Origin of the sequence: Psychromicrobium ferritrahens, assembly GCF_043789415.1 — a bacterium.
GTDB lineage: Bacteria > Actinomycetota > Actinomycetes > Actinomycetales > Micrococcaceae > Renibacterium.
The window spans coordinates 1,889,905-1,912,210 of sequence record NZ_JBDLLW010000001.1 but is presented as its reverse complement, the minus strand read 5'-3'; the positions used below and the strand labels follow the sequence as shown (position 1 = coordinate 1,912,210).

22 protein-coding genes are annotated in these 22,306 nt (G+C 61.4%); 6 read left to right on the top strand and 16 right to left on the bottom strand.

Translation table 11 applies throughout. The features are described 5' to 3' along the window. The first annotated feature begins 198 nt into the window (after positions 1-198). Both ABDK06_RS08725 and ABDK06_RS08720 read left to right on the top strand, forming a co-directional pair. On the top strand, positions 199-816 hold the full coding sequence (locus ABDK06_RS08725) for a DUF47 domain-containing protein (protein ID WP_394940572.1): 618 nt from the start codon (positions 199-201) through the stop codon (positions 814-816). Between the two features lie 2 nt (positions 817-818). Continuing rightward, a complete protein-coding gene (locus tag ABDK06_RS08720) occupies positions 819-1,829 on the top strand; it encodes an inorganic phosphate transporter (protein ID WP_394940571.1) in 1,011 nt (336 codons plus the stop codon). 97 nt (positions 1,830-1,926) lie between these two features. On the opposite strand, the gene pstB is transcribed toward ABDK06_RS08720, so the two are convergent. From pstB to pstS, 4 genes are all read right to left on the bottom strand, one after another. Next, a complete protein-coding gene (gene pstB, locus ABDK06_RS08715) occupies positions 1,927-2,706 on the bottom strand; it encodes a phosphate ABC transporter ATP-binding protein PstB (RefSeq protein ID WP_394940570.1) in 780 nt (259 codons plus the stop codon). A gap of 43 nt (positions 2,707-2,749) precedes the next feature. Next, positions 2,750-3,853 (bottom strand): phosphate ABC transporter permease PstA, encoded by a 1,104-nt coding sequence (pstA, locus tag ABDK06_RS08710; RefSeq protein ID WP_394940569.1) that lies wholly within the window; start codon positions 3,851-3,853, stop codon positions 2,750-2,752. Continuing rightward, positions 3,854-4,801 carry a phosphate ABC transporter permease subunit PstC gene (gene pstC, locus ABDK06_RS08705; RefSeq protein ID WP_394940568.1) on the bottom strand — a complete coding sequence of 316 codons (948 nt, stop codon included), beginning with the start codon at positions 4,799-4,801 and terminating at the stop codon, positions 3,854-3,856. 84 nt (positions 4,802-4,885) lie between these two features. Then, positions 4,886-6,001: a phosphate ABC transporter substrate-binding protein PstS gene (gene pstS / locus ABDK06_RS08700; protein WP_394940567.1), complete on the bottom strand. Its 1,116-nt coding sequence runs from the start codon at positions 5,999-6,001 to the stop codon at positions 4,886-4,888. Between the two features lie 189 nt (positions 6,002-6,190). Between pstS and ABDK06_RS08695 the strand changes: the two genes are divergently transcribed. The 3 genes from ABDK06_RS08695 to disA all read left to right on the top strand — a co-directional run bounded on the left by ABDK06_RS08695 (position 6,191) and on the right by disA (position 10,258). Then, on the top strand, positions 6,191-7,321 hold the full coding sequence (locus ABDK06_RS08695) for an FUSC family protein (RefSeq protein ID WP_394940566.1): 1,131 nt from the start codon (positions 6,191-6,193) through the stop codon (positions 7,319-7,321). A 68-nt stretch (positions 7,322-7,389) separates the two neighbouring features. Further along, positions 7,390-8,772, top strand: coding sequence for a DNA repair protein RadA (radA, locus tag ABDK06_RS08690; RefSeq protein WP_394940565.1), 1,383 nt, complete (start codon positions 7,390-7,392; stop codon positions 8,770-8,772). Between the two features lie 409 nt (positions 8,773-9,181). After that, complete coding sequence (gene disA, locus ABDK06_RS08685) at positions 9,182-10,258, top strand: DNA integrity scanning diadenylate cyclase DisA (protein ID WP_394940564.1); 1,077 nt, start codon at positions 9,182-9,184, stop codon at positions 10,256-10,258. Between the two features lie 16 nt (positions 10,259-10,274). Here disA and ABDK06_RS08680 read toward each other — a convergent pair whose 3' ends face one another. The 3 genes from ABDK06_RS08680 to ABDK06_RS08670 all read right to left on the bottom strand — a co-directional run bounded on the left by ABDK06_RS08680 (position 10,275) and on the right by ABDK06_RS08670 (position 12,602). Beyond that, on the bottom strand, positions 10,275-10,925 hold the full coding sequence (locus tag ABDK06_RS08680) for a hypothetical protein (protein WP_394940563.1): 651 nt from the start codon (positions 10,923-10,925) through the stop codon (positions 10,275-10,277). Between the two features lie 72 nt (positions 10,926-10,997). Continuing rightward, entirely contained in the window at positions 10,998-11,480 is a 483-nt protein-coding gene (locus tag ABDK06_RS08675) for a hypothetical protein (RefSeq protein WP_394940562.1), read from the bottom strand. 36 nt (positions 11,481-11,516) lie between these two features. Continuing rightward, the gene (locus ABDK06_RS08670; protein ID WP_394940561.1) at positions 11,517-12,602 is read right to left on the bottom strand and encodes a hypothetical protein; all 1,086 of its coding nucleotides are present in this window, start codon (positions 12,600-12,602) and stop codon (positions 11,517-11,519) included. 79 nt (positions 12,603-12,681) lie between these two features. Here ABDK06_RS08670 and ABDK06_RS08665 point away from each other — a divergent pair, with 79 nt between their 5' ends. Then, positions 12,682-13,626: an HhH-GPD family protein gene (locus ABDK06_RS08665; protein ID WP_394940560.1), complete on the top strand. Its 945-nt coding sequence runs from the start codon at positions 12,682-12,684 to the stop codon at positions 13,624-13,626. 75 nt (positions 13,627-13,701) lie between these two features. Here the strand turns inward: ABDK06_RS08665 and dhaM are convergent, their stop codons facing one another. The 9 genes from dhaM to ABDK06_RS08620 form a co-directional block, all read right to left on the bottom strand. After that, the gene (gene dhaM / locus ABDK06_RS08660; RefSeq protein WP_394940559.1) at positions 13,702-14,406 is read right to left on the bottom strand and encodes a dihydroxyacetone kinase phosphoryl donor subunit DhaM; all 705 of its coding nucleotides are present in this window, start codon (positions 14,404-14,406) and stop codon (positions 13,702-13,704) included. After that, complete coding sequence (gene dhaL / locus ABDK06_RS08655) at positions 14,403-15,035, bottom strand: dihydroxyacetone kinase subunit DhaL (protein WP_394940558.1); 633 nt, start codon at positions 15,033-15,035, stop codon at positions 14,403-14,405. The genes dhaM and dhaL overlap by 4 nt, the downstream gene beginning before the upstream one ends. A 27-nt stretch (positions 15,036-15,062) precedes the next feature. Then, a complete protein-coding gene (gene dhaK / locus ABDK06_RS08650; RefSeq protein WP_394940557.1) occupies positions 15,063-16,061 on the bottom strand; it encodes a dihydroxyacetone kinase subunit DhaK in 999 nt (332 codons plus the stop codon). A 54-nt stretch (positions 16,062-16,115) separates the two neighbouring features. Further along, the gene (locus ABDK06_RS08645) at positions 16,116-16,634 is read right to left on the bottom strand and encodes an amino-acid N-acetyltransferase (RefSeq protein WP_394940556.1); all 519 of its coding nucleotides are present in this window, start codon (positions 16,632-16,634) and stop codon (positions 16,116-16,118) included. Between the two features lie 118 nt (positions 16,635-16,752). Continuing rightward, a complete protein-coding gene (locus tag ABDK06_RS08640; RefSeq protein ID WP_394940555.1) occupies positions 16,753-17,472 on the bottom strand; it encodes a TMEM175 family protein in 720 nt (239 codons plus the stop codon). 95 nt (positions 17,473-17,567) lie between these two features. After that, on the bottom strand, positions 17,568-18,791 hold the full coding sequence (locus ABDK06_RS08635) for an alpha/beta hydrolase (protein WP_394940554.1): 1,224 nt from the start codon (positions 18,789-18,791) through the stop codon (positions 17,568-17,570). Positions 18,792-19,016: 225 nt separating this feature from the next. Beyond that, complete coding sequence (locus tag ABDK06_RS08630; RefSeq protein WP_394940553.1) at positions 19,017-21,509, bottom strand: ATP-dependent Clp protease ATP-binding subunit; 2,493 nt, start codon at positions 21,507-21,509, stop codon at positions 19,017-19,019. Positions 21,510-21,602: 93 nt separating this feature from the next. Continuing rightward, positions 21,603-21,932, bottom strand: a complete 330-nt coding sequence (locus ABDK06_RS08625; protein ID WP_394940552.1) for a histone-like nucleoid-structuring protein Lsr2 — start codon at positions 21,930-21,932, stop codon at positions 21,603-21,605. A 220-nt stretch (positions 21,933-22,152) separates the two neighbouring features. Then, positions 22,153-22,305 (bottom strand): hypothetical protein, encoded by a 153-nt coding sequence (locus ABDK06_RS08620; RefSeq protein WP_394940551.1) that lies wholly within the window; start codon positions 22,303-22,305, stop codon positions 22,153-22,155. Position 22,306 lies beyond the last annotated feature (1 nt).

The window sequence follows — 22,306 nt, the reverse complement described above, 5'->3', positions numbered from 1 at the left end:
CTCCATCTTTTAGCCGCTACGAGCGGCCTAACGCCGAGAGGCGCTCCCGGTTCGGCACCATTTTCATGCTCTGCGGCGTTTTCCGCCGCTACCGGCGCCCGCTCGTGAGAGTTGGTAACTTTGAGGCGCTAGTATGTGTTTCAGCGCGGGTAGAGAGCACTTTCCCGGCATCGCAGCAGCAAACCGCAAGGATCTCCGTTGAAGTTTCGCCTCTACCCCCAAGAACGCGCCGGATTGAGCATTCTCGCTCAGATGGCCCAGCAGTTGGTTCTTGGCGTGCACGTCCTCTCTGAGATCTTCGGGGCCCCGGTTCAGGAATACCCCCGCTTGGCCGCGCAAATTCGAGAGCGCGAAGCCGAATCCAACGATCTGCATTACGCACTGCTGACGCATATGCGCACCAGCTTCATCAGTCCGTTACCGCGCGAGGACATGTACGCGCTTTCGCGTATTCTGCACGAGGCGATGGAGACCCTGGACGCCGCAGCGGAACTTCTGACGATCTATAAACTCGAACGGATCCCTCGGCGGGCTTCAGACCAGCTCGAGGTGATCGCCCGACAGGCCGAACTGACCGTCAATGCGATGAACTCACTCGATGATCTCGATGGCCTGGAAGACTACTGGCTCGAAGTGCTGCAACTGGCAAAGCGCGCGGAACGAACTCAATTGGTGTTCTGCGCAGAACTGCTGCAGGAACAGAAGCCCTCGAACTACATCCGACACCGTGATTTCGCCAACCACCTGATCGAGGTCACCAGGGGGTTCCGTCAGCTGGCTACCAGGGTGGGCAGCATCATCGTCAAGGAATCCTGAGCATGGCGCTCGCCTTCTTCATCCTGCTCTGCCTTTTTACCGCGACCTTCGCTGTTTTCAATGGATTGCGCGATGCCTCATCGACGGTCGCGGTCGCGGTGCGTACCAGGGCGCTCACTCCGACCGTTGCCGTCCTTCTCGCCGGAGTCTTCAACCTGATCGGAGCGCTGCTCAGCGGAGGCTTCGCAGTGAGCCTGCAGACCCAGGTCTTTAATTTCGCCTCCGGCACAACGGGTTTGGCCATTCTGCTTGCCGCAGTGCTGGCAGCCCTCTTCTGGGGCATCTATCAATGGTGGATCGGTTACCCCTCCTCCTCAACGCACGCGCTGATCTCCGGAATCGCGGGGGCGGCTTGGGTTGCCGGCTTGAAAGGCGCTTCCCCTTCGACGGGCCTGGGTGAAGCAGTGGTCTGGCTGGTTTTGCTGCCACTGCTGATCTCGCCGGTCTTCGCCTTTGTTTTCTCCTACCTCGTGGTGTTCCCGGTCGCCTGGCTCTCCCGCTATGCTCAGCCGAACGACATCAATCGCAGGTTTCGCAGGATTCAAGGCATTACAGCGAGTGCTGTAGCTTTCGGCCACGGTTTGCAGGACGGATCTCGAACCGTGGCATTGATGCTTTTCGCGCTCTCCGCTGCCGGGCTATCGAATTCGGGAGCGGAGGTCTGGTGGCTCACCTCAGCTGTCGGACTGCTGATGATGGCGGGAACTCTGCTGGGCGGTTGGCGGATCAGCTACACCATGGCGCACCGCCTGGTGAGGGTTGATCCGATGCGAGCAGTCACCGCGCAATCGGTGAGTGCCTTGATGCTCTTCGTCGCGGGATTCGGTTTCCATCTGCCGTTGGCGACCACTCAACTGACCACTGCAGCGGTACTGGGGGCCGGAGCAAATCAACGATTCGCCGCCGGTAATATCCGCCTGGCCGGCAGGATCATGCTTTTCTGGTTACTGACTCCGGTCAGTTCCGCGGTCTTCGGTGGGATTCTCTACCTGGCACTCAGCCCCCTGCTCTGAATTTCCTCCGATTAATCACGAACGCTCTGGCACTCGTTGTCGTTATCAGCGGTAGATAACGGCTTAAGTGCCAGAGCGTTGCAGCGAGAAGCGATGGTCACCCGAAGCGGCCGGAGACGTAATCCTCGGTTGCCTTCACGGACGGATTGTTGAAGATCGTGGTGGTCTCCGCGTACTCGATCAGCTTGCCGGGCTTGCCGGTGCCCGCGATATTGAAGAACGCCGTCTTATCCGAGACCCGGGCCGCCTGCTGCATATTATGGGTCACGATCACCACGGTGAAGTCAGACTTCAGCTCGTTGATCAGGTCCTCCACGGCCAAGGTGGAAATCGGATCCAGCGCTGAGCATGGCTCGTCCATCAGGATCACCTCGGGCTGCACCGCGATCGCCCGGGCGATGCAGAGCCGCTGCTGCTGCCCACCGGAAAGACCCGAGCCCGGCTTGTCCAGGCGATCCTTGACCTCGTTCCAGAGATTCGCGCCGCGCAGTGATTTCTCTACCAGCTCAGCGGCATCGGACTTGGAGATCCGCTTATTGTTCAGCTTCACCCCGGCCAGCACATTGTCCCTGATCGACATGGTGGGGAACGGGTTGGGCCGCTGGAAGACCATGCCGACCTTGGTGCGCACAGCCACCGGATCGACTCCGGGGCCATAGAGATCGTCGCCGTCGAGCAGCACCTCACCCTTGACGCTGGCCCCCGGCGTCACTTCGTGCATCCGGTTCAGGGTGCGCAAGAAGGTGGTCTTGCCACAGCCGGAAGGGCCGATGAAGGCGGTCACCGAGCGCGGCTCGATATTGATGTTCACACTTTCGACGGCCAGGAAACTCCCGTAATAAACATTGAGGTCTTTGACGTCAATCCGCTTGGACATAGTAGCTTTCCTTAATCTTCGACAGCAATCTTCGACAGACAGCTCAGCGGCCGGTCTTAGGGGCAAAAATACGGGCAATCAACCTGGCGATCAGATTCAATAGCATCACGATGATGATCAGCACCAAAGCCGCGGCCCAGGCTCGCTGGTCACTGGGGCCGATGGTATTCGGCGAGGTGGGGTTCAGGATCTGGGTGTAGATGAAGGTCGGCAGCGAGGCCATCCAGCCGGCGAAGGCATTGAAGTTGATCGAGGTGGCAAAGCCGGCCGTGACCAGGATCGGCGCGGTCTCGCCGATCACCCGGGCGATGGCCAGGGCGACGCCGGAAGCGATGCCCGAGATCGCCGTCGGAATGACGACCTTGGTAATGGTGCGCCATTTGCGAACGCCGAGCGCATAGCTCGCTTCACGAAGCTCGTTGGGCACGATCTTGAGCATTTCCTCGGAGGAGCGAACCACCACCGGGATCATCAAGACCGAGAGTGCGACGGCGGCCACGAAGCCGGTCTTGGTGCCCGGGCCGAAGATCACCCCGAACAGCGCGACCGAGAACAGACCCGCCACAATGGAGGGGATGCCGGTCATCACATCCACGAAGAAGGTGATAGCGCGCGCCAGCGGGCCGCCCTTGGAGTATTCCACCAGATAGACAGCGGTCAACAGGCCGATCGGCACCGAGATAATGGTCGCCCACAGCGTGATCAGCAGGGTGCCGATAATCGCGTGATAGGCGCCGCCGAGCACCGGTCCGCCGGTTGCCGTGGCATTGTCCTCGACACCGGTCACCCCGTTCATCGAGGTATTCAGGAAGCCCGGATCGAGCAGGCCGGGAACGCCCTTCTGCAACACGATCCAGATCACCGAGACCAGCGGCAGCACCGCGATGATGAAGGAGCCGTACACCAGGAAGGTGATGAACCTATTGCTGGCTTTTCGCCCGCCCTCGACCACTCGGGTGGCTATGGTGGCCGCGATCACGAAGAAGATCGCGGTGAAGATCACGAAGCCGACCGGATTGAACCCGATCAGCGCAGAGAGCGCAGCACCCAGGATGGCAGCACCCACGAGTACCAGCCACAGCGCATAAGGAGGCAACTGCCCACGGGTGAGCTGGGACTTGTTTCTGGTCAAAGTCGCATTGGCCATTTAGTTTGCCCCCGAGAATTCTTTGTGACGGCTGATGATCCAGCGGGCGATCATATTGACCGCCAGGGTGATCACGAAGAGCACCAGGCCAGCAGCGATCAGTTCGCTCAGTCTGGTCCCGAAGGCCTCCGGGAAGTTGAGCGCGATCTCTGCGGCAATGGTCTGATTTCCGGTGATCACCAAGCTCGCGATCAACGGACCAGCGGAGAGCACTAGGGCTACCGCCATGGTCTCACCAAGGGCACGCCCCAGACCGAGCATAATGGCGCTGATAATGCCGGGACGTCCGAAGGGAAGCACCGCGACCCTGATCATCTCCCAGCGAGTGGCGCCCAGGGCGAGGGCAGCTTCCTCGTGGAGCTTAGGGGTCTGCAAGAAGATCTCCCGGCACAGCGAGGTGATGATCGGGATCACCATCACGGCGAGCACAATGCCCACGGTGAGCAGGGTGCGACCGGTGTTGGATGCAACACCGGTGTGGGGGTCTGGAGCGAAGATCGGAATCCAGCCGAGATATTTCGCCAGCCATTGGTACACCCCGGTGAGCTGCGGAGCGAGGAAAGCGACGCCCCAGGCTCCGTAGACGACTGAGGGAATGGCGGCCAGCAGATCGACCAAGTAGCCGAGCCCCTGGGCCAACCGACGCGGGGCGAAGTGTGAGATGAAGAGGGCGACGCCGATCGAGATCGGGGTGGCGATCACCAGTGCGATCACCGCGGCGATCAGGGTGCCGACGACGAGCGGCAGGACATAACCGAAGAAGCCCTCACCACCGGTCAGATCAGCCGGATCGGCGAGGAAGGTTGGGAACGCCTGAACGATCAGGAAGACGGCGACCAAGAAGAGTACAGCGAGGATGAGACATCCCGCAACGAGCGTCGCAGTGGAGAAGATCTTGTCCCCGGCGCGGTCAGCGCTGGAGCTTTTTGTCAGAGCAGGTGTCGTCACCTAAAGCCCTTCCGACTGGTTGGTGGAACTGGCAAACCGGTTGCGTCCCATGTTCGTGGGACGCAACCGGTTCGTCAGAAACGGCTAGGAACCGACCTTGATGGAGTCGATCGCTTTCTTGGCCTTGTCGGTCAAAGAAGCGGAGAGCGGTGCGTTCTTGGCAGCGGCGACGGCGTCCTGCTGACCCTGAGTGCTCACCACATAGCTACCGAAGGCCTTGACCAGATCAACGGTCTTCTGATCCTTGTAGGTCGAGCAGAACACCTGGTAGCTGACCAGCACTACGGGGTAGACGCCGCTTTCGGTGGTGGTGCGATCCAGCTTGATGGCCACGTCGTTCGGTCCACGGCCGTCAGCGACCTTGGAGAGCTCGACGGCCTTGGCTGCGGCGTCGGCCGAAACCTTGACGAAGTCGCTGCCGACCTTGATGCTCACAGTGCTCAGAGTGCCCACTGCGGACTCATCGGCATAGGTGATGGCGCCTTCGGTCTGCGTGACCTGCTTGACGACGCCGGTGGTGCCCTTAGCGTTCTCGCCGCTCAAGGACGAGGGCCAGTCACCGCTGGACTTGTCCTTCCAGACATCGGGAGCGGCCTGCACCAGGTAATCGGTGAAGTTCTGGGTGGTGCCCGAGTTATCGGAGCGGTGCACCGGGGTGATCGCGGTGGACGGCAGGGTGACACCGGAGTTCAGCGCGGCGATCGCCGGGTCGTTCCAGGTCTTGACCTCGCCGCGGAAGATCTTGGCGGTGGTAGCGGCGTCCAGCTTCAAGTTCGGGACGTCCTTGAGGTTGTAAGCGATCGCGATCGGCGAGATGTAGACCGGAACGTCAATCGCTCCATCGGGGCCGCAGACCTTCTTGGAGTCAGCGAGTTCCTCGTCGTTCAAGTAGGCGTCCGAGCCGGCGAACTGAGCAGCACCGCTGATCAGGGCCTTACGGCCAGCACCGGATCCATCGGGGGAATACTGCACCTGAGCGCCCTGGTTGGCGGAAGCGAACTTGGTCTTCCAAGCATCCATCGCGGAGGTCTGTGAGGAAGCTCCGATACCGGTCAGCGTTCCGCTCACGCCCGCGCCGGCTGCACTGCTGCCGGCGTTGTTCGATGAACCAGGAGTGGCGTTATCGGTGCCACAAGCGGTCAAGGCGATGGCGCCTACCGCGATAACTGCCGCGACGCGGCTGTAGCGAAGTACCTTCACTGTATTGTGCCCCTTCCAGGGATCTAGCTGAGTTGGCACGTTTCCCCCCATAGGGCTGCACCTCAACTTTGTCTGTATTGCGTAGCTGTACAACATTGAACTTAGGGGGCAGAGGTAACGAGATAGATCGGTGTAGGTGAACAAAGGGTTAACAAATCCAGGCCATTACATTCCCTTTAGACTTAGAGCATGCCCGTCTCACGGCGTCCGATTCCCTCCACTACCCGCTTCCTGCGCGCCCATGCCAGCACCGGTTTCCGGCGCAGCGGAAATTCGGTGGTGCCCGCGATTCAGATGACCATCTGCGCGGTGGCGGCCTATGCCTTCGCCGAGTATGTGCTTGGTCACAGTGGACCGATCTTCGCCGCCACCTCATCCTTGATCGCTCTCGGCTTCTCCCGCGATCCCCGCCTCCGCCGGGTCTTGGAAGTCGCGATCGGCTGCACTCTGGGCATCATCATGGGCGAACTGGTGCTCGGCTGGGCCGGCCCCGGGATCTGGCAGGCCGCCGTGGTGCTCTTCCTCTCCATCATGCTGGCGAGGTTCCTGGACGGCGGGGTGATCTTCGCTACCCAGCTCGGCCTGCAGTCGGTTCTGGTGATCCTCTTGCCGCTGCCCACGGGAGGGCCTTTCAGTCGCAGCCTGGACGCCGTGGTGGGAGGTTGCTTTGCACTGATCATCACCCTGCTCACCCCGCGGGATCCGCGTAAGGAACCGCAGCAGGACGTCCGCAAGCTGCTCACCGAGCTGAGTGAGATTCTGCGAGGCTGTGCCGAGGCGCTCTTGGCGAGCGACTCGACGGTGGCCTGGCATGCTCTGGTGCGAGCCAGAAGCGCCCAACCGCTGATCGATCAGATGCGTGTCACCTTGCGCTCCTCCGGGGAGATGACCAATATCTCTCCGGCTTACCGGCGATACCGCGGTGAGATCATCTCGCTTCAGGATTCTCTGGAACACCTCGACTATGCAATGCGCAATGCCCGGGTGTTCACCCGCAGGCTGACCAGTGCGATCAATAATGCCGCCCTGAGCGACTCTGCGGTACAGGGCATCGCCCAGTTGCTGGAGGACTCCGCGAACGCGGTGGATCTGCTGGCACTGGGGCTCTCCGAGCGGGATGCCACCGCGAGCGCCGTGAATCTGCACTACGCAAGGGCCGAGTTGGTGGCCATCGCCGAAGCCCTGCACCCGAAACTACTCGGAATACAGCGGCTCGAGGGTGAAACGGTGGTGATGCTGTTCCGCCCATTGCTGGTGGATCTGCTCGAAGCCGCCGGAATGGAGACCGAGGAGGCTAAGCATGCGCTCCCCAAGGTCTAGGCACTTCACCTCGGGCATTCTCGGTGAAGCCGAGCCGCGTTGTCGGTACATCTCGATAGGCTCTTGGCATGGTTAAAACCTCGCGCTCCGTCGCCGCACGTCAAGCCAGCAGCGGTTATAAGTGCTCTGAATGCGGTTGGACCACGGCTAAGTGGGTGGGCCGTTGCGGTGAGTGCCAGGCCTGGGGCACTGTTGAGGAGCTCGGAGTCACGGTGGCGCGCACCACGGCGGCCAGCAGCATCGCCGCCCCGGCCAGCAAGATCGCCGACGTCGATGCCACGGAATCCGCGTATCTGCCCACCGGGGTCAGCGAACTGGACCGCGTGCTCGGCGGCGGCGTAGTGCCCGGAGCAGTGGTGCTGCTCGCCGGGGAACCCGGGGTGGGCAAATCCACGCTGCTGCTCGACGTCGCCGCGAAATTCGCCCGCAGCAGTGGAGATGTGCTCTATGTCACCGGCGAGGAATCCGCCGCTCAGGTCAAATTGCGAGCCCAGCGGATCGGTGCGATGGCTGATGCCCTCTACCTGGTGGCCGAGAACGACCTGGGTAGCGCTTTAGGGCAGGTCGAACAGCTCAAACCCCGGCTGCTGATCGTGGATTCGGTGCAGACGCTCAGTAGCGCTGTGGTGGAGGGTTCGGCGGGAGGCGTCACCCAGGTTCGGGAAGTCGCCGCTTCTTTGATCGCCGCGGCCAAGCGCCTGAATATGACGACTTTACTGGTCGGCCATGTCACGAAGGACGGCTCGATTGCCGGTCCGCGGCTACTGGAGCACTTGGTGGATGTGGTGTGCCAGTTCGAGGGCGAAAGGCATTCCCGCTTGCGCATGTTGCGGGCTGCGAAGAACCGTTATGGGCCAACGGATGAAGTTGGCTGCTTCGATTTGAGTGAACAGGGCATTGAGGGCCTGGCCGACCCGAGTGGCCTTTTCATCTCACGCACCAAAGAACCCGTCTCGGGCACCTGCATCACGGTCGCCCTGGAGGGCAAGCGGCCATTGCTAGCCGAGGTGCAGAGCCTGCTCGCCAAAAGCTCGACGTCCCAGCCACGCCGCGCCACCAGCGGTTTGGATTCCTCACGGGTGGCGATGCTGCTGGCGGTTCTGCAGCAACGCACCAAAGCACAGCTGAGCGAGCAGGACTCCTACGTGGCCACTGTCGGCGGGGTGAAACTCACCGAACCGGCCACCGACCTCTCCATCGCCCTGGCCATCATGTCCGCCAGTAGCGGCAAGCCACTGCCCGCTCGATTGATCGCCTTCGGCGAAGTCGGGCTGGCCGGGGAGGTCAGGCCGGTCCCCGGGATTAACCAGCGCATTCAAGAAGCCCATCGCCTGGGTTTCAGCCACGCTGTGGTACCCGCCAGCCCGAACGGCCCGGGGCCGATTCCATCAGGTTTCTCGGTGCGCGAAGTACATCAGCTGGGCGACGCCCTAGCTTTGCTCTTCCCATAACCCCGCCCTTCCGCTGACCCGGCTCTTCCCATAACCCCGCTCTTCCGCTGGCCCGGGGCAGACAGCACTTTGGATCATCCTTTTGTCCCGCTGCTTGGCCCAGCTGCCTCACTTTTCCGCCGCCCAAATTCCGCCGCCCAAATTCCTCCGTGTCGATTTCCTCTGTCCCACTGAGTGTTACTGATGAGGCAGATGTTGCTCAGAAACAGCCACATCTTTCACCTTGGCAACACTCAGTGGGACAGCCGGAAAAAAGTATCGGTCTAGGCGGAGGTTTCAGCTGAAAACGCCCCTGTTCGCCAGGTCTTAGCACGAACCACTAGTATTGGGCTAGCGGCTGGCGCATTTTAGATGTGCGGCGATATTGGTCTGGATAAGCGCACTCTGCGCTTGGCGAAAAGGAGCAGCAATGGTTCGCAGCCCCGAGGACTCGCTGAAGGCAACGCTGGCTCGCGTTGCTCCAGGGACCGGTCTTCGCGATGGCTTGGAACGGATTCTACGCGGCCGTACCGGAGCTCTCATTGTGCTGGGCTTCGATAAGACCATTGAATCCCTGTGTTCCGGCGGCTTCGAGATCGATATTGATTTCGCCCCGACCCGGCTCCGCGAATTGGCCAAGATGGACGGCGCGATCGTCTGCGATAAAGACGCCTCCAAGATCCTGCGCGCAGCGGTGCAATTGGTTCCGGACCCCAGCATCGAGACCCAGGAATCCGGCACTCGGCACCGCACCGCCGAACGAGTGGCTATTCAAACCGGGGTTCCGGTGATTTCGGTCAGCCAGTCGATGCAGATCATCGCCCTGTACGTCGACGGCTTGCGCCACGTCCTGGAAGGCTCTGAAAAGGTGCTGGCCCGCGCCAACCAGGCTCTGGCCACCCTCGAACGCTACCGGGTCCGGCTGGATCAGGTGACCTCTTCGCTCTCCGCACTGGAGATCGAGGCGATGGTCACGGTACGGGATGTCGCCGTCATCCTGCAGCGCCAGGAGATGGTGCGCCGGATCTCCGAAGAGATCGCGCAGTACGTCCTGGAACTCGGGGTGGACGGCCGCTTGCTCTCCTTGCAACTCGATGAGCTGACGGTTGGCCGAGGCCCCGGCAGCGAGATGGTGATCCGCGATTATTCGGCCTCGGAAACCAGCCAGGAGGAGATCGACTCCGCTGTGGCCGGCCTGCACGATATCGGGCCGACTGAATTGATCGATCTGGCCAAAATCGCCGGTATCGTCGGCCTGATGGACAGTAACGGATCCTTGGAGACCGTGATCCACCCCCGCGGTTACCGCTTGCTCTCCGGATTCAAGGCGGTGCCCCGGGCGGTGGCCGATCGCTTGGTGGAGCACTTCGACGGCTTGCAGAACCTGATGGCCGCAACCATTGAAGAGTTGATGGCCGTTGAGGGAATCGGGGAGCAGAGAGCCCGCACGGTTCGCGAGGGGCTCTCCAGGATCGCCGAAGCGAGCTTGCTGGATCGATTCCTCTAAACCACGCAGCTAGATCCTAGGAGACCAGCGTGAAAACGGCTTTGCTGCTGGTGCGGTCCCCGAGCTTGACGGTCAAGGTGTAAAGCGCATTCGGACCGACCCCGGGTTTGGCCGCGACGGCTGTGCAACCTTCGACGGAGCGATTGCGCTGCCAGGGGAAAACAGCCTTCTCTGAAACTCCCGGAGCAATCGTCTTCTTGAGATCCACTGCCTTCTCCTGGCAGTCCTTCGAAGAAAAAATCCGGTCCTCACCGCTGAGCACCAGGAATTCCATCTGCGAGGTGCCGACGTTCACTTCGCAGGCAACGCTGCCGCCATTGGTGACCGTGAGTGTGAAGACCGGGTTTTTGCCGGTGCTGTAACTCTCCGCGTCGGTTGAGGCTTTGACGGTCACCTTGCTTTGATCGCAGGAAGGCTTCTCCGCCGTGGGCGGATTGCTGCTCTGCGGGGAAGCCGCAGAGGGCTCATTCGATGGAGCGCTGGAGTTCGACGTCGTGGGCGCCGAGGGGTTGCTCGCTTCCGGCTTGGCGAAGTGCCGAACCAGCAGGGTGATTCCAGCGATCAAGCCGATCACCACCAGGACGGCGAGCACTCCGACGACCAGCCTCCGGCGACGGTACACCGCGGCGGACGGTCGCCGTCGTCGGTTGCCACTGGAATTCGCCATGTTTCCAGACTACGGAATGACCAGGGCAGCCCCCGCTCCCCCACGCCGCTAAGCAGCGGAATCGTTGAAGAGCTACCCCGAATAAGGGGTCAGCTGGACGCTGCGGATGATATCCCGCACGGTGTCCAGATCGCGCTCCTGGTTCACCGGCGAAATCGATCCGGTGAGCTGCACGGTATCGGTGAAATCTCCCAGCTGAACATTGGTGGCGGCCATCACCTGGATCAAGGTGCCCACCTGCGGGTGGACGAAGACGTATTCGTGGACGTGCCAGTCCCGGCCATTGAGCGTCACGTCCACGCTGTCGAAAAGCTCTACCTCATTGAGCTGGGAGGTCGCCTGCTCAATGTTCTGGGTGGTCTCCGCCAGAGATCGCGAGCTGGCCAGCCGGGTGATGCTCAGCACCAGGTTGGAGGCAAAATCGCCGGATTCATCGGGAAACACCCACGCCGCGACAGTGTCCTGTACCGCGCGGGGCAGCCAGCCTTCGGGGACCTCGACCTCAACCGAGGGAAAACCTGGGAATTGCGCCGAGGGGAACCGTGAAACCGTCATTATCAGTCCTTATGAGTCTTTTAGTTGAAATCTTGTTTAGAACCACTTGCCGGGATTCATATTGGAGATGATCTTGCGCGGCGAAATCTTCAAATCCCCGCCAACGCTCACGCCGAGTCCTAGAGCCGCACCAACTTTGAAACTAACCTTGACTTCATCATAGGTAACCGAGGCGCTGCCCTGTGCGCGCGCACCGACCCCGGCCATCGCTGACGCATTGGCTCCAGCTTCCACCCCGGCGATCTGCGCCTTAGCCGAGGCTTTCGCCTCAGCGCCAGCAAAGGCATCCCCGCCCGCCGAGACGCTGGCGCCATCGAGGCCCAGATGCGCTTTCGCATCGGCGCTGGCCCGCGCCCCGGCAAAGGCGCTGGCATCGGCGCTTCCCGAAGCCAAACCATAGAGCGCGGAACCGCCCGCATGCGCGGAGGCCTCAATCCCGGCCATCGCGGAGGCTTCGGCTTTACCGTTGAGGCCTTCGGCCAGGCTGGCTGAAGCTTCTGCGCTCGCTCCGGCCTTAGCGCCGACGAAGGCCTTGGCATTCGCATCCCCCTTGGCGAGCCCGCCCAGCAACTCACCCGAAGCCTTGACCTCCGCACCCGCGCCAACCGCGGCATTGGCCTTGGCCTCCGCTTTTACCGTGCCGTTCTCAGCGGTCACCTTCGCCAAGGTCTCGGTTCTGGTGCCCGCCCAGGCCTCGGCAGAAGCCTTTCCGCTGAGCGCGCCGTCCAGAGTTGAGCCCTTAGCCTCAACCTTGGCGTGCGGACCCCAGTAATTCACCGTCGACTTCGCGGGGGTACCGGAATTCCGGCCATCCTGCCCGGCACTTTCAGCGTCACCCCCCGAGCCGCCGTCGACCGCCGAAGCCTTCTCCTGAGCCTTGGCCTGTTCGATCAGGCTCTTTCCGGTATTTCGCAACATATCGCTGGCGTGCATCAGCTTGGGCCGGAAAGTCCCCGACCAGTTGCCACGGAAAGCATGCGAATCCGGCCCGCCCCAGCGCACGCTGGAGATTCGCCCTTGAATTCCCGCAGCCGCATTCTCCAGCTTCTCCGCGGAGGCGTTCATCTGACGCGCTAGTTCCCGCAGATCTTCTGGGTTGGCACCCAGCATCTCGCCGGCCATTGGCACTCCTCGGTGAATAAAAAGCTCAGAATAGTAAGTCTCTTCAAAAGATATTACGTTTGACCTGATGAAACCTGCCATGGATAGAACTCCCCATTCACTGCTGCCCTCCATTCAGCTGGACATTGCCGACTGGTTTTCCGACCACGCCCGGCAGCTGCCGTGGCGTTCGGCCGACTGCAGTCCCTGGGGCGTACTGGTCAGCGAAATCATGTTGCAGCAGACCCCTGTGGTGCGGGTGCTGCCTCGCTGGCAGCAGTGGCTGGAGCGCTGGCCGACTCCGGCGGCACTGGCTGCGGAGCCCGCCGGAGAAGCGGTGCGAGCCTGGGATCGCCTGGGCTACCCGCGCAGGGCGCTGCGTTTGCACGCTGCGGCGAGCAGAATCACTGAAGAGTACGACGGCGAGGTCCCCTCCACCGTGGCGGAGCTGAAGTCCCTCCCCGGGATCGGTGACTACACAGCGGCCGCGGTCGCAGCCTTTGCCTTCGGAGTTCGGGCTACCGTGGTGGACACGAACATCCGGCGAGTTGAAGCCAGGCTGTTCTCCGGTCTGGCGCTGCCGTCACCCAGCCTGACCGCGGCTGAGATGACTCTGGCCGACTCTGTGCTGCCCCTGGAGGAAGCCGGATCAGTCCGCTGGAACGCCTCGGTGATGGAACTCGGGGCACTGGTGTGCACCGCACGCTCACCGAAATGCTCGGATTGCCCGGTCCGCGATCGCTGCGCCTGGATCGCCGCCGGGGAACCAGAGCCCACTTATCAGCCCAAAGGACAACCCTGGGCAGGCACCGACCGGCAGCTTCGTGGCGCCGTGATGGCAGTGCTGCGGGCGGCCAGCACACCCACCCCGTGGGATGTGTTCTTCACTCCGCCGGTACTGCTACACGAGGCCTCGCTCAGCAAACCGTTGAAGCACCTGCATGCCCTGGGGAGCGAGCCGAGCCGGCTGGAGCGCATCCTGGAGGATCTCGTGAAAGATGGGCTGGCTGAACGCACCGAGAATGGCCTGGCGCTGCCCGCTTAGCCCAGTCGATCCGGGCTGCTCAAAGCATGGGGCCGCTCGAACGGCCACTCAAGCCCGAGCCGGTTGACGATTCCCTCAGAGCTCGCCGAACCCGGCTTCCACCTCGGCCTTCACCAGCTCGACCGCGCGCCCGGCGTCGGGACCGCTCGCCACCAGATGCAAGCTGGTGCCCTGGGCCGCCCCCAGGGTCATCAGCATCATCACGGATTGCCCGTCAACGCCGTTGATCTCGATCTCCACATCCATCGCCCCCAAGGCAGCGGCCAGAGTCGCCGCGGGTCGTGCGTGCAGGCCCATTGGATTGATCAATACGACATCCGCCGTCACCTCCGTGAGACGGTTCTCCGGCTGCGCTGCGGCGGGCACCGGAGTGGTACCGAAGGCTGCACCCGCCGAGAGCGCGGTTTCCGCAGCCTGGCGGACCCGGGCGAGAGCGGCTCCCGACTGGGCTTCCACGGCGGCGGCCACCGCCCCTTCGACGAGCGGCGCCTCAGCCAATTGCAGTCGCTCCGGGTTGCCGATGAATTCAAGAGCGGATTCCGCGGTCATCACGGCGGAGCCCAAATCTGCCAGGATCAGCACGCCGTCGCCGGCATCTGCGGCGTCCAACGCTGCGGTGATCTTACTGAGCGAGGTGCCCAGCGCACTCTTGCCGACGGCATCGGAGTCCATCCCGCCGGCTGGCAGGATCCGCACATCGGGTGCCATTTGCCCAGCGAGTTCAGCCAGGCCTTCTGCGAGCTTCTCGCTGTGCGAGACGAGGACCAGTGAGACCGTCATGCTGCCTCCCTCGCGGTTCGGGCTGCGGCAGCCAGAATGAGCGCCGTTGACTGCGCACCAGGATCTCGATGCCCCGCGCTGCGTTCAGCAAGATAGCTCGCCCTGCCCTTATGGGCTATCAGCGGCTCGGTCTCCCTGGCTCCTTCGTGAGCTGCTGCTGCGGCGGCGGCGAGCACTTCCTCCGCTGCGAGGCCGTTCTGCACCGCCTCGTCGGCGGCTTCCACGGCTGGAGTCCAGGCGTCGATCATGGTCTTATCCCCCGGGGCTGCCTTGCCGCGAGCCACGATGCCATCCCGTGCCGCAGTGAGCACCGCCGAGACGGCCTCGGCGTCCAGGCTGCCGGCATCGCCGAGTGCGCTGGAAGCCCTCAGGAAGGCCGTGCCGTAGAGCGGGCCGGCCGCGCCACCCACTACTGACATCAAGGTCATGGCCACCATTTTGAAGACCTCGGCGGGGGAAACGTATGCAGCATCCAGCTTGCCGAGCACGGCTTGGAAGCCACGGTCCAGATTCTCGCCATGGTCGCCGTCGCCGATCGCCCGATCCAGTTCGCTCAGCGCGACGCGGTGCTCAGCGATTTCTGCGGCAGTCGCTTTCATCCAGGCCACGGCCCAGTTCTTATCCAGCATCTAAACTCTTCCTCCTCGGCTTCCCACTCAGACTCCCCAGCGCAAAGCAGCGGTATGCACCGGGGCGTCCCATAACTCGGTGAGCTGGTGGTCCAATCGCAGCACAGAGAGCGAGCAGCCCTGCATCTCCAGGGCGGTGATGTAGTTTCCCACCAGCGAGCGGGTGACTTGGATGCCTTTTTCCGCCAGCAGCTGGGCGGCTCTGCGATAAACGATGTAGAGCTCGCTCAGCGGTGTGCCTCCCATCCCGTTCACGAAGAGCAGCACCGACTCATCGGCTTGTACCCCAAGATCGGTGAGCACCGGCTCAAGCAAGCGGTCGGTGATGCCGTCGGCGGCTTCCATCTCGATGCGATGCCGTCCAGGTTCGCCGTGAATTCCGATGCCGATCTCAATCTCGTTCTCGTCGAGTTCAAAGCTCGGCACCCCCGCGTGCGGCACGGTGCAAGCACTCAGCGCAACTCCCATGGTCCGCACATTATCGTTGACCCGCTGTGCCACCGCGGTGACGGCGTCTAAATCGTCTCCGCGCTCGGCGGCGGCTCCGGCGATCTTCTCCACCAGCACCGTTCCGGCCACCCCGCGCCGACCTGCGGTATAGAGCGAGTCTTCGACGGCGACGTCGTCATTGACCAGCACGGTACGGACCCGTATGCCCTCAGCCTCCGCCATTTCGGCGGCGGTCTCGAAATTCAGCACGTCTCCGGTGTAGTTCTTCACGATCTGCAGCACCCCGGCACCGGAATCGGCGGCCAGAGTGGCCGGGATGATCGCATCGGGAGTCGGTGAGGTGAAGACGGCGCCCGGCACGGCCGCGTCGAGCATTCCGCTACCTACATACCCGGCGTGCAATGGCTCGTGGCCCGAACCCCCACCGGAGATCAGCCCCACCTTGCCGACTTTGGGCTGCCGACGGAAGATGTACAACGGTTCCGGGTTGACCAGCACCAGATCTGGATGCGCCAGAGCGAACCCCTCAACCGATTCCTTGACCACATCCTTGGGGTCATTGATGAGCTTCTTCACGGCAACCTCTCTCCCTCGAAAGTATCCTCACTAAGCCTATCCCCAGGTCGAGTCCTAGAGCTCCCTCAGCATCCGGGTATTGCCAAGGGTATTCGGCTTCACCCTCGCCAGGTCGAGGAATTCGGCGACCCCCTCATCATGAGAGCGCAGCAATTCGGAATAGACCTGAGGGTCCACCGCCGACTGATCGGCCATCACCTCGAACCCGTGCCGACGGAAAAACTCGACTTCGAAAGTCAGACAGAAAACCCGGCTCACCCCGAGCGCACGGGCGTTCTCCAGAAGCTGCTCCACCAAAGCATGCCCCACTCCCTGACCGAGCCAATCCGGAGCGGTTGCCAAGGTGCGCACTTCAGCCAGGTCATCCCACATGACGTGCAAAGCACCACAGCCGATCACCACCGGAGAGAGCTGTCCGCCGGTGGTCTGCGCCACCAGCATCTCCTGGATCCCCTCGAAATAAGCCACTGTCTCCTTCGCCATCAGAATTCGGCGAGAGGCCAGCGGAGCCACCAAGGCCTTGATCGCAGGCACATCAGAGGTTCTTGCTGGGCGAATCAGAAAGCTACTCACTTGAGTATCCTATGCCTCGACGAGGCCTCAGAGTCCCAGTTCCTTGGCCGGGTTACTCGATCAGATCGGGCGGCTCCCCTTGCACTCCAGCGGCAGATGCACTCCAGCGGCAGAGCAGCTAGCCGGCAGGCGGTGAAGCCTCAGCGTCCTCGGCCTCAAAGCGCGCCGTCTCTCGTGCCACAAAGCGACGCCAGCTGATTCGATGTTGGATAAGGCTCGCCGGAAAGATCAGTATCCAGAAATAAAGGGCCACATCATTGGAGATAAAAGCTAGGGGTATGGAGAGCAGGAAGACGGTCCAGACCGGTGCTGTCGAGTACAGCGAATATCGGTAGAGCGCTTCGGAGACTCTCTGATCCATCAATCCAGCTCGCCGAGCATGCCGCCAGAGCAGATTCAGGCTCAGTGAGATCCCGGAGACCACCACGGCGTAGAGCACTACGGGCCAGGGCGAACCAGCGTTCGCAAAGAGCAGACTGGTGGGCACCGGCATAAAGGCGACGAAGAAGAGGAACAGCAGATTCAGCTGCTGCAATCTCGAGTCATAGGATGCGATGCCGTTGAACCGGCGATGGTGATTGACCCAGTTGACGCCGACCAGGATAAAAGAGAGCACGAAGCTCGCAAAGGCCGGAATCTGCTCGATCATTGCCTCGTTAATCTCCTGCACGCTGGGATTAGGTGGTAGTTCCACCCGCAGATCCAGCACCAGGAGAGTCATCGCAATGGCAAAAACAGCATCTGAGAAGAACATTGTCCGTTCGGTATTTGGCCCATGCCGCAGAATCTGCGCGGAGGCCTCAACTCGCTCGGCAACACTCGGGCTTTGTTCGCTCATAGGCCGATCATAGCCGAGCGGTTGTTCGGGTGAAGTCGAGGCATTGAGATCTCTGGGTGGCCATTCATCGCCGAGAATTCTCAGTGCGAACTGACCTAGCTGACTCCGAATTGCTGCATGATCCGGGGCATGTTGTTCCCCAGGGCGAGCCGCCAGACCGCCCAGCCGTGATCGCCGTCCACAGTCTGCAACTCGACTTGGACGTCGGCTGCCTTCAGTGCCCGATAGACTTCTTCGCCCTGCGGCCGGTAATAATCAGAGGAGCCCACCAGCACTATGGCCTTCGAATGCGGAAGCTTCGTGGTCTTTAGCAGTTCGAGCGGAGAGACTTCCGCGAAGGCGTCGGCGTCGCCATTGAAGTATTTACTGATAATCGCGGCATCACCGCCGTTGATATAGGGCCCCCGCTCACCGGAGAAATCCAGGAACGCCGGGTACACGGCGGGGAAGGTCACGCCCAGTTGCAGGGCGCAAGTGCCACCGTAGGACATCCCGCCGATCATGAACTGCTGACCGCCGGCGAGGCCCAGGCCGAAGGTCTTCTTGACATAGTTTGGAACGTCAACCGCAAGAAAGGTCGCCCCTTTGCCGCGCGGCGAATCCATGCACAATGACCAGCTCTCAGCATTCCCGCTCGTCACATCGGGCATCACCACCAGCGGCGCGATTCCCTTGTGCTCGGCGGCATACGCATCCATCTGCTGAGTCACCAGACCGCCTCGCTGCCAATCGACGGAATCCCCGGGATTACCGTGAATCAAGACCAGCACCGGAACATTAGCCGGGTTCTGAACCCGGTAGGCGGGCGGAATATAGACATAGGAGATACCGGAATGCACATTCGAGACGCTCGCCGGGATCTGCACCGTGATCAACTTGCCCGAATCAGGCATCGACGTCGGCGGCTGCCAGTCCTCTTCCCGAACCGTCGGGGTACGCGCGGTGAGCTTTGACTTATTCACTGTATCGGAGGGGCTGAAGGCCTGGACGTCAACGCCGTTGTCGCCCCAGAGGCTACCCGCTGTCGGGTAGTAGCCGAATACCTGATTGATCTGCAGGCCGAAGGCGACAATGACGAGAATTGCGGCGAGCGGCGCCAATAATTTGGTGTACCAGCGCTTGAAGCTCAGCAATCTGGGCACCAGCAAGGCGAGGGCGGCGAGAGCGAGACCAGTGAAAAGATAGATCCGCCAATGCAGTGGCTGGCCCCAGAGATCGAGCACGCTCTCGGTGAGATATCTGACGCCCAGCACGAGCAGCCCACTGCCGATCAGCGTGATCGGCACCGCTCTTTTGAGGTGCTTTCTCGGGCCGCTCACCAAGAGAACCAAACCCAGCAGACCCAGTGCAGGGAAGACCACCGTCACCCATCCGGTGGTTAGCTGAAGAGTTGAGATGACTACCCTCCTAGCTCAAACGAAACACGCCCACCTTCAGAGTCCCTGTATCAGTTATACCGATTCTGAATGTGAGCGCGTTGTGAAAAGCTCAAAACCGTCTTCGGGAGCCTGCTCTCTACTGCAGGCTCCCGGAGACGGTTCGGCTTAGGAAACCGGGGCGATCTCCGGAATCCGCGGTTTGCTGTTACCGGCGAAGGTGAACTTCGCCTCGTCGCCTTCACCCTCGACGTCGATCACCACGATCTCGCCGGCCTTGATCTCACCGAACAGGATCTTCTCGGAGAGCTGGTCCTCGATCTCGCGCTGAATGGTCCGGCGCAGCGGCCGGGCGCCCATCGCGGGGTCATAGCCACGGGTGGCCAGCAGGTTCTTGGCGGCGACGGTGAGCTCGATGCCCATGTCCTTCTCCTTGAGCCTGTTCTCCAGCTTGGCCACCATCAGATCGACGATCTCGATGATCTCGTCCTGGGTGAGCTGCGGGAAGACCACGACGTCGTCAACACGGTTGAGGAACTCGGGGCGGAAGTGCTGCTTGAGCTCCTCGGTGACCCGTGCCCGCATCCGGTTGTAACTGGTCTGGGTGTCGGTGCCGGACTGGAAACCGGTGGCGACGCTCTTCGAGATATCCCGGGTGCCCAGGTTGGTGGTCATGATGATCACCGTGTTCTTGAAGTCGACCACCCGGCCCTGGGAGTCGGTCAGTCGGCCGTCTTCCAGAATCTGCAAGAGCGAGTTGAACAAGTCGGCGTGCGCCTTCTCCACCTCGTCGAAGAGCACCACGGAGAACGGACGGCGGCGGACCTTCTCGGTCAGCTGCCCGCCCTCTTCGTAGCCGACATACCCTGGAGGCGCACCGAACAAACGAGAGACGGTGTGCTTCTCAGAGTATTCGGACATATCCAAAGTGATCAGCGCGTCTTCCTCGCCGAACAGGAACTCCGCCAGGGCCTTCGCCAGCTCGGTCTTGCCGACGCCGGTCGGGCCGGCGAAGATGAACGAGCCACCTGGGCGCTTCGGATCCTTGAGCCCGGCACGAGTCCGGCGGATAGCCTGCGAAAGCGACTTAATCGCCTCGTCCTGGCCGACCACCCGGCGATGCAGCTCATCTTCCATCTTGAGCAGTCGGCTGGATTCCTCTTCGGTGAGCTTGAAGACCGGGATGCCGGTGGAGTTCGCCAGCACCTCCGCGATGAGTTCTTCGTCGACCTCGGAAACACTGTCCAAGCTGCCACTGCGCCAAGCGCGGTCTTTATCGGCTCGTTCGGTGATCAGCTTCTGCTCGGTGTCGCGCAGTGCCGCAGCACCTTCGAAGTCCTGAGCATCGATGGCCGCTTCCTTCTGCACCTTGACGGCGGCGATCTCTTCATCCATCACCTTGAGTTCCGGCGGTGCGGTCATCCGGCGGATGCGCAGCCGGGCTCCGGCTTCGTCGATCAGGTCGATGGCCTTATCCGGCAGGAAGCGATCCGAGATATAACGCTCGGCCAGGGTCGCCGCGGCCGTCAAAGCACCATCGGTGATGGAAACCCGGTGATGTGCCTCATAGCGGTCACGCAGGCCTTTGAGAATCTCGATGGCGTGCCCGACGTTCGGCTCCGCCACCTGAATCGGCTGGAAACGGCGCTCCAGGGCGGCGTCCTTCTCAATGTGCTTGCGGTACTCGTCCAAGGTGGTGGCACCGATGGTCTGCAGTTCGCCACGGGCCAGCATCGGCTTGAGGATCGAAGCGGCATCGATCGCGCCCTCGGCGGCACCCGCGCCCACCAGGGTGTGGATCTCGTCGATGAACAGGATGATGTCACCACGGGTGCGAATCTCCTTGAGCACCTTCTTCAGGCGCTCTTCGAAGTCACCGCGGTAACGCGAGCCGGCGACCAAGGACCCGAGGTCCAGGGTGTAGAGCTGCTTGTCTTTGATGGTCTCCGGCACGTCGCCGCGCACAATGGCCTGCGCCAGGCCTTCGACGACGGCAGTCTTGCCGACGCCGGGCTCACCGATCAGCACCGGGTTGTTCTTCGTGCGCCGAGAGAGGACCTGCATCACGCGTTCCATCTCTTGCTCCCGGCCGATCACCGGGTCGAGCTTGTTCTCCCGGGCGGCCTGGGTGAGATTGCGACCGAACTGGTCGAGCACCACGGAACCCGCCGGGGTGCCTTCTTGCTGCCCTTGACCGACACCGGCGGTCGCGGTCTCTTTGCCCTGGTACCCGGAGAGCAACTGGATGACCTGCTGCCGTACCCGGCTCAGATCAGCTCCCAGTTTCACCAGAACCTGAGCGGCTACGCCCTCGCCCTCACGGATCAGGCCGAGCAGAATGTGCTCGGTACCGATGTAATTATGGCCGAGCTGCAAGGCCTCACGCAGCGAGAGTTCCAGCACCTTCTTAGCGCGTGGAGTGAAGGGAATGTGACCGCTGGGGGCCTGCTGGCCCTGACCGATGATCTCCTGCACCTGCTCGCGCACGGCGTCGAGGGAAATATTCAGCGATTCCAATGCCTTTGCGGCAATACCTTCGCCCTCGTGAATGAGGCCGAGCAGAATGTGCTCGGTACCGATGTAATTGTGGTTGAGCATGCGGGCCTCTTCTTGGGCCAACACGACAACTCTCCGAGCTCTGTCGGTAAATCTTTCGAACATTTCGCCACACTCCTAGCTACTGCGTACTTTGATGCTACGCACTTTTTGCTAGGAGTGGGGCGATGTTCGCCACAGGGAAAACTGCGGAATAAATCAGTCGTTAGCCTTGTGGTAGGCGGCGACGATCTCGGCCTGAATCCGGCCCCGATCACTCACGGTATGACCGTTCTCGCGTGCCCAAGCACGAATCTGCGCAACCTCGTTGCTGCGGTTAACCGCGCCTTGCTGACGAGTTTTTGAAACACGACCCGCTGATTTACGGCCGACCGCCGCAAAAGGCTGAACGGCTTCACGCAATTGAGCAGCGTGTGCACTGGACAGATCAACCTCATAATTGACGCCGTCCAGCCCGAACCTCACGGTTTCATCGGCATTTCCGCCATCAAGATCGTCCACCAAGATGATTTTAACTTTTTGTGCCATTTTTTCCCCTAAATTTTAGGCAATGCGACATGCGCCATGTCTGAAAATAAATTACCTTGACAGACACATCTTAGTCAAAATATTACTTGGATACCCGCTGTGAAACTAAATTTCATACCTCGCAGAAAACAAGCAATTATTACTTTAGAAGACAACCAATTATTTAGCTTGACGGTAGAAAAATAGCCAAAAATTCGATCGTGAAACCCGGCTACTGAAACTATTTACCCTGTTCAGAAGCATTTTTTGCTTCTTCTTCGGCGCGCGCCAAAGCTTGCCGCTCTGAACGATCAGCGTTGAAAATCGCTTTCATGGCGAAGAAAAAAACTACTCCCACACCCAGCGACGGCACGATTACTGCGAGATATTCCATC

Excerpts from the sequence above, each read along its gene's own strand:
- ABDK06_RS08720 (WP_394940571.1), top strand. The coding sequence starts at position 819 with ATGGCGCTCGCCTTCTTCATCCTGCTCTGCCTTTTTACCGCGACCTTC.
- pstB (WP_394940570.1), bottom strand. The coding sequence starts at position 2,706 with ATGTCCAAGCGGATTGACGTCAAAGACCTCAATGTTTATTACGGGAGT.
- pstA (WP_394940569.1), bottom strand. The coding sequence starts at position 3,853 with ATGGCCAATGCGACTTTGACCAGAAACAAGTCCCAGCTCACCCGTGGG.
- ABDK06_RS08695 (WP_394940566.1), top strand. The coding sequence starts at position 6,191 with ATGCCCGTCTCACGGCGTCCGATTCCCTCCACTACCCGCTTCCTGCGC.
- radA (WP_394940565.1), top strand. The coding sequence starts at position 7,390 with ATGGTTAAAACCTCGCGCTCCGTCGCCGCACGTCAAGCCAGCAGCGGT.
- disA (WP_394940564.1), top strand. The coding sequence starts at position 9,182 with ATGGTTCGCAGCCCCGAGGACTCGCTGAAGGCAACGCTGGCTCGCGTT.
- ABDK06_RS08680 (WP_394940563.1), bottom strand. The coding sequence starts at position 10,925 with ATGGCGAATTCCAGTGGCAACCGACGACGGCGACCGTCCGCCGCGGTG.
- ABDK06_RS08675 (WP_394940562.1), bottom strand. The coding sequence starts at position 11,480 with ATGACGGTTTCACGGTTCCCCTCGGCGCAATTCCCAGGTTTTCCCTCG.
- ABDK06_RS08670 (WP_394940561.1), bottom strand. The coding sequence starts at position 12,602 with ATGGCCGGCGAGATGCTGGGTGCCAACCCAGAAGATCTGCGGGAACTA.
- ABDK06_RS08665 (WP_394940560.1), top strand. The coding sequence starts at position 12,682 with ATGGATAGAACTCCCCATTCACTGCTGCCCTCCATTCAGCTGGACATT.
- dhaM (WP_394940559.1), bottom strand. The coding sequence starts at position 14,406 with ATGACGGTCTCACTGGTCCTCGTCTCGCACAGCGAGAAGCTCGCAGAA.
- dhaL (WP_394940558.1), bottom strand. The coding sequence starts at position 15,035 with ATGCTGGATAAGAACTGGGCCGTGGCCTGGATGAAAGCGACTGCCGCA.
- ABDK06_RS08640 (WP_394940555.1), bottom strand. The coding sequence starts at position 17,472 with ATGAGCGAACAAAGCCCGAGTGTTGCCGAGCGAGTTGAGGCCTCCGCG.
- ABDK06_RS08630 (WP_394940553.1), bottom strand. The coding sequence starts at position 21,509 with ATGTTCGAAAGATTTACCGACAGAGCTCGGAGAGTTGTCGTGTTGGCC.
- ABDK06_RS08625 (WP_394940552.1), bottom strand. The coding sequence starts at position 21,932 with ATGGCACAAAAAGTTAAAATCATCTTGGTGGACGATCTTGATGGCGGA.
- ABDK06_RS08620 (WP_394940551.1), bottom strand. The coding sequence starts at position 22,305 with ATGGAATATCTCGCAGTAATCGTGCCGTCGCTGGGTGTGGGAGTAGTT.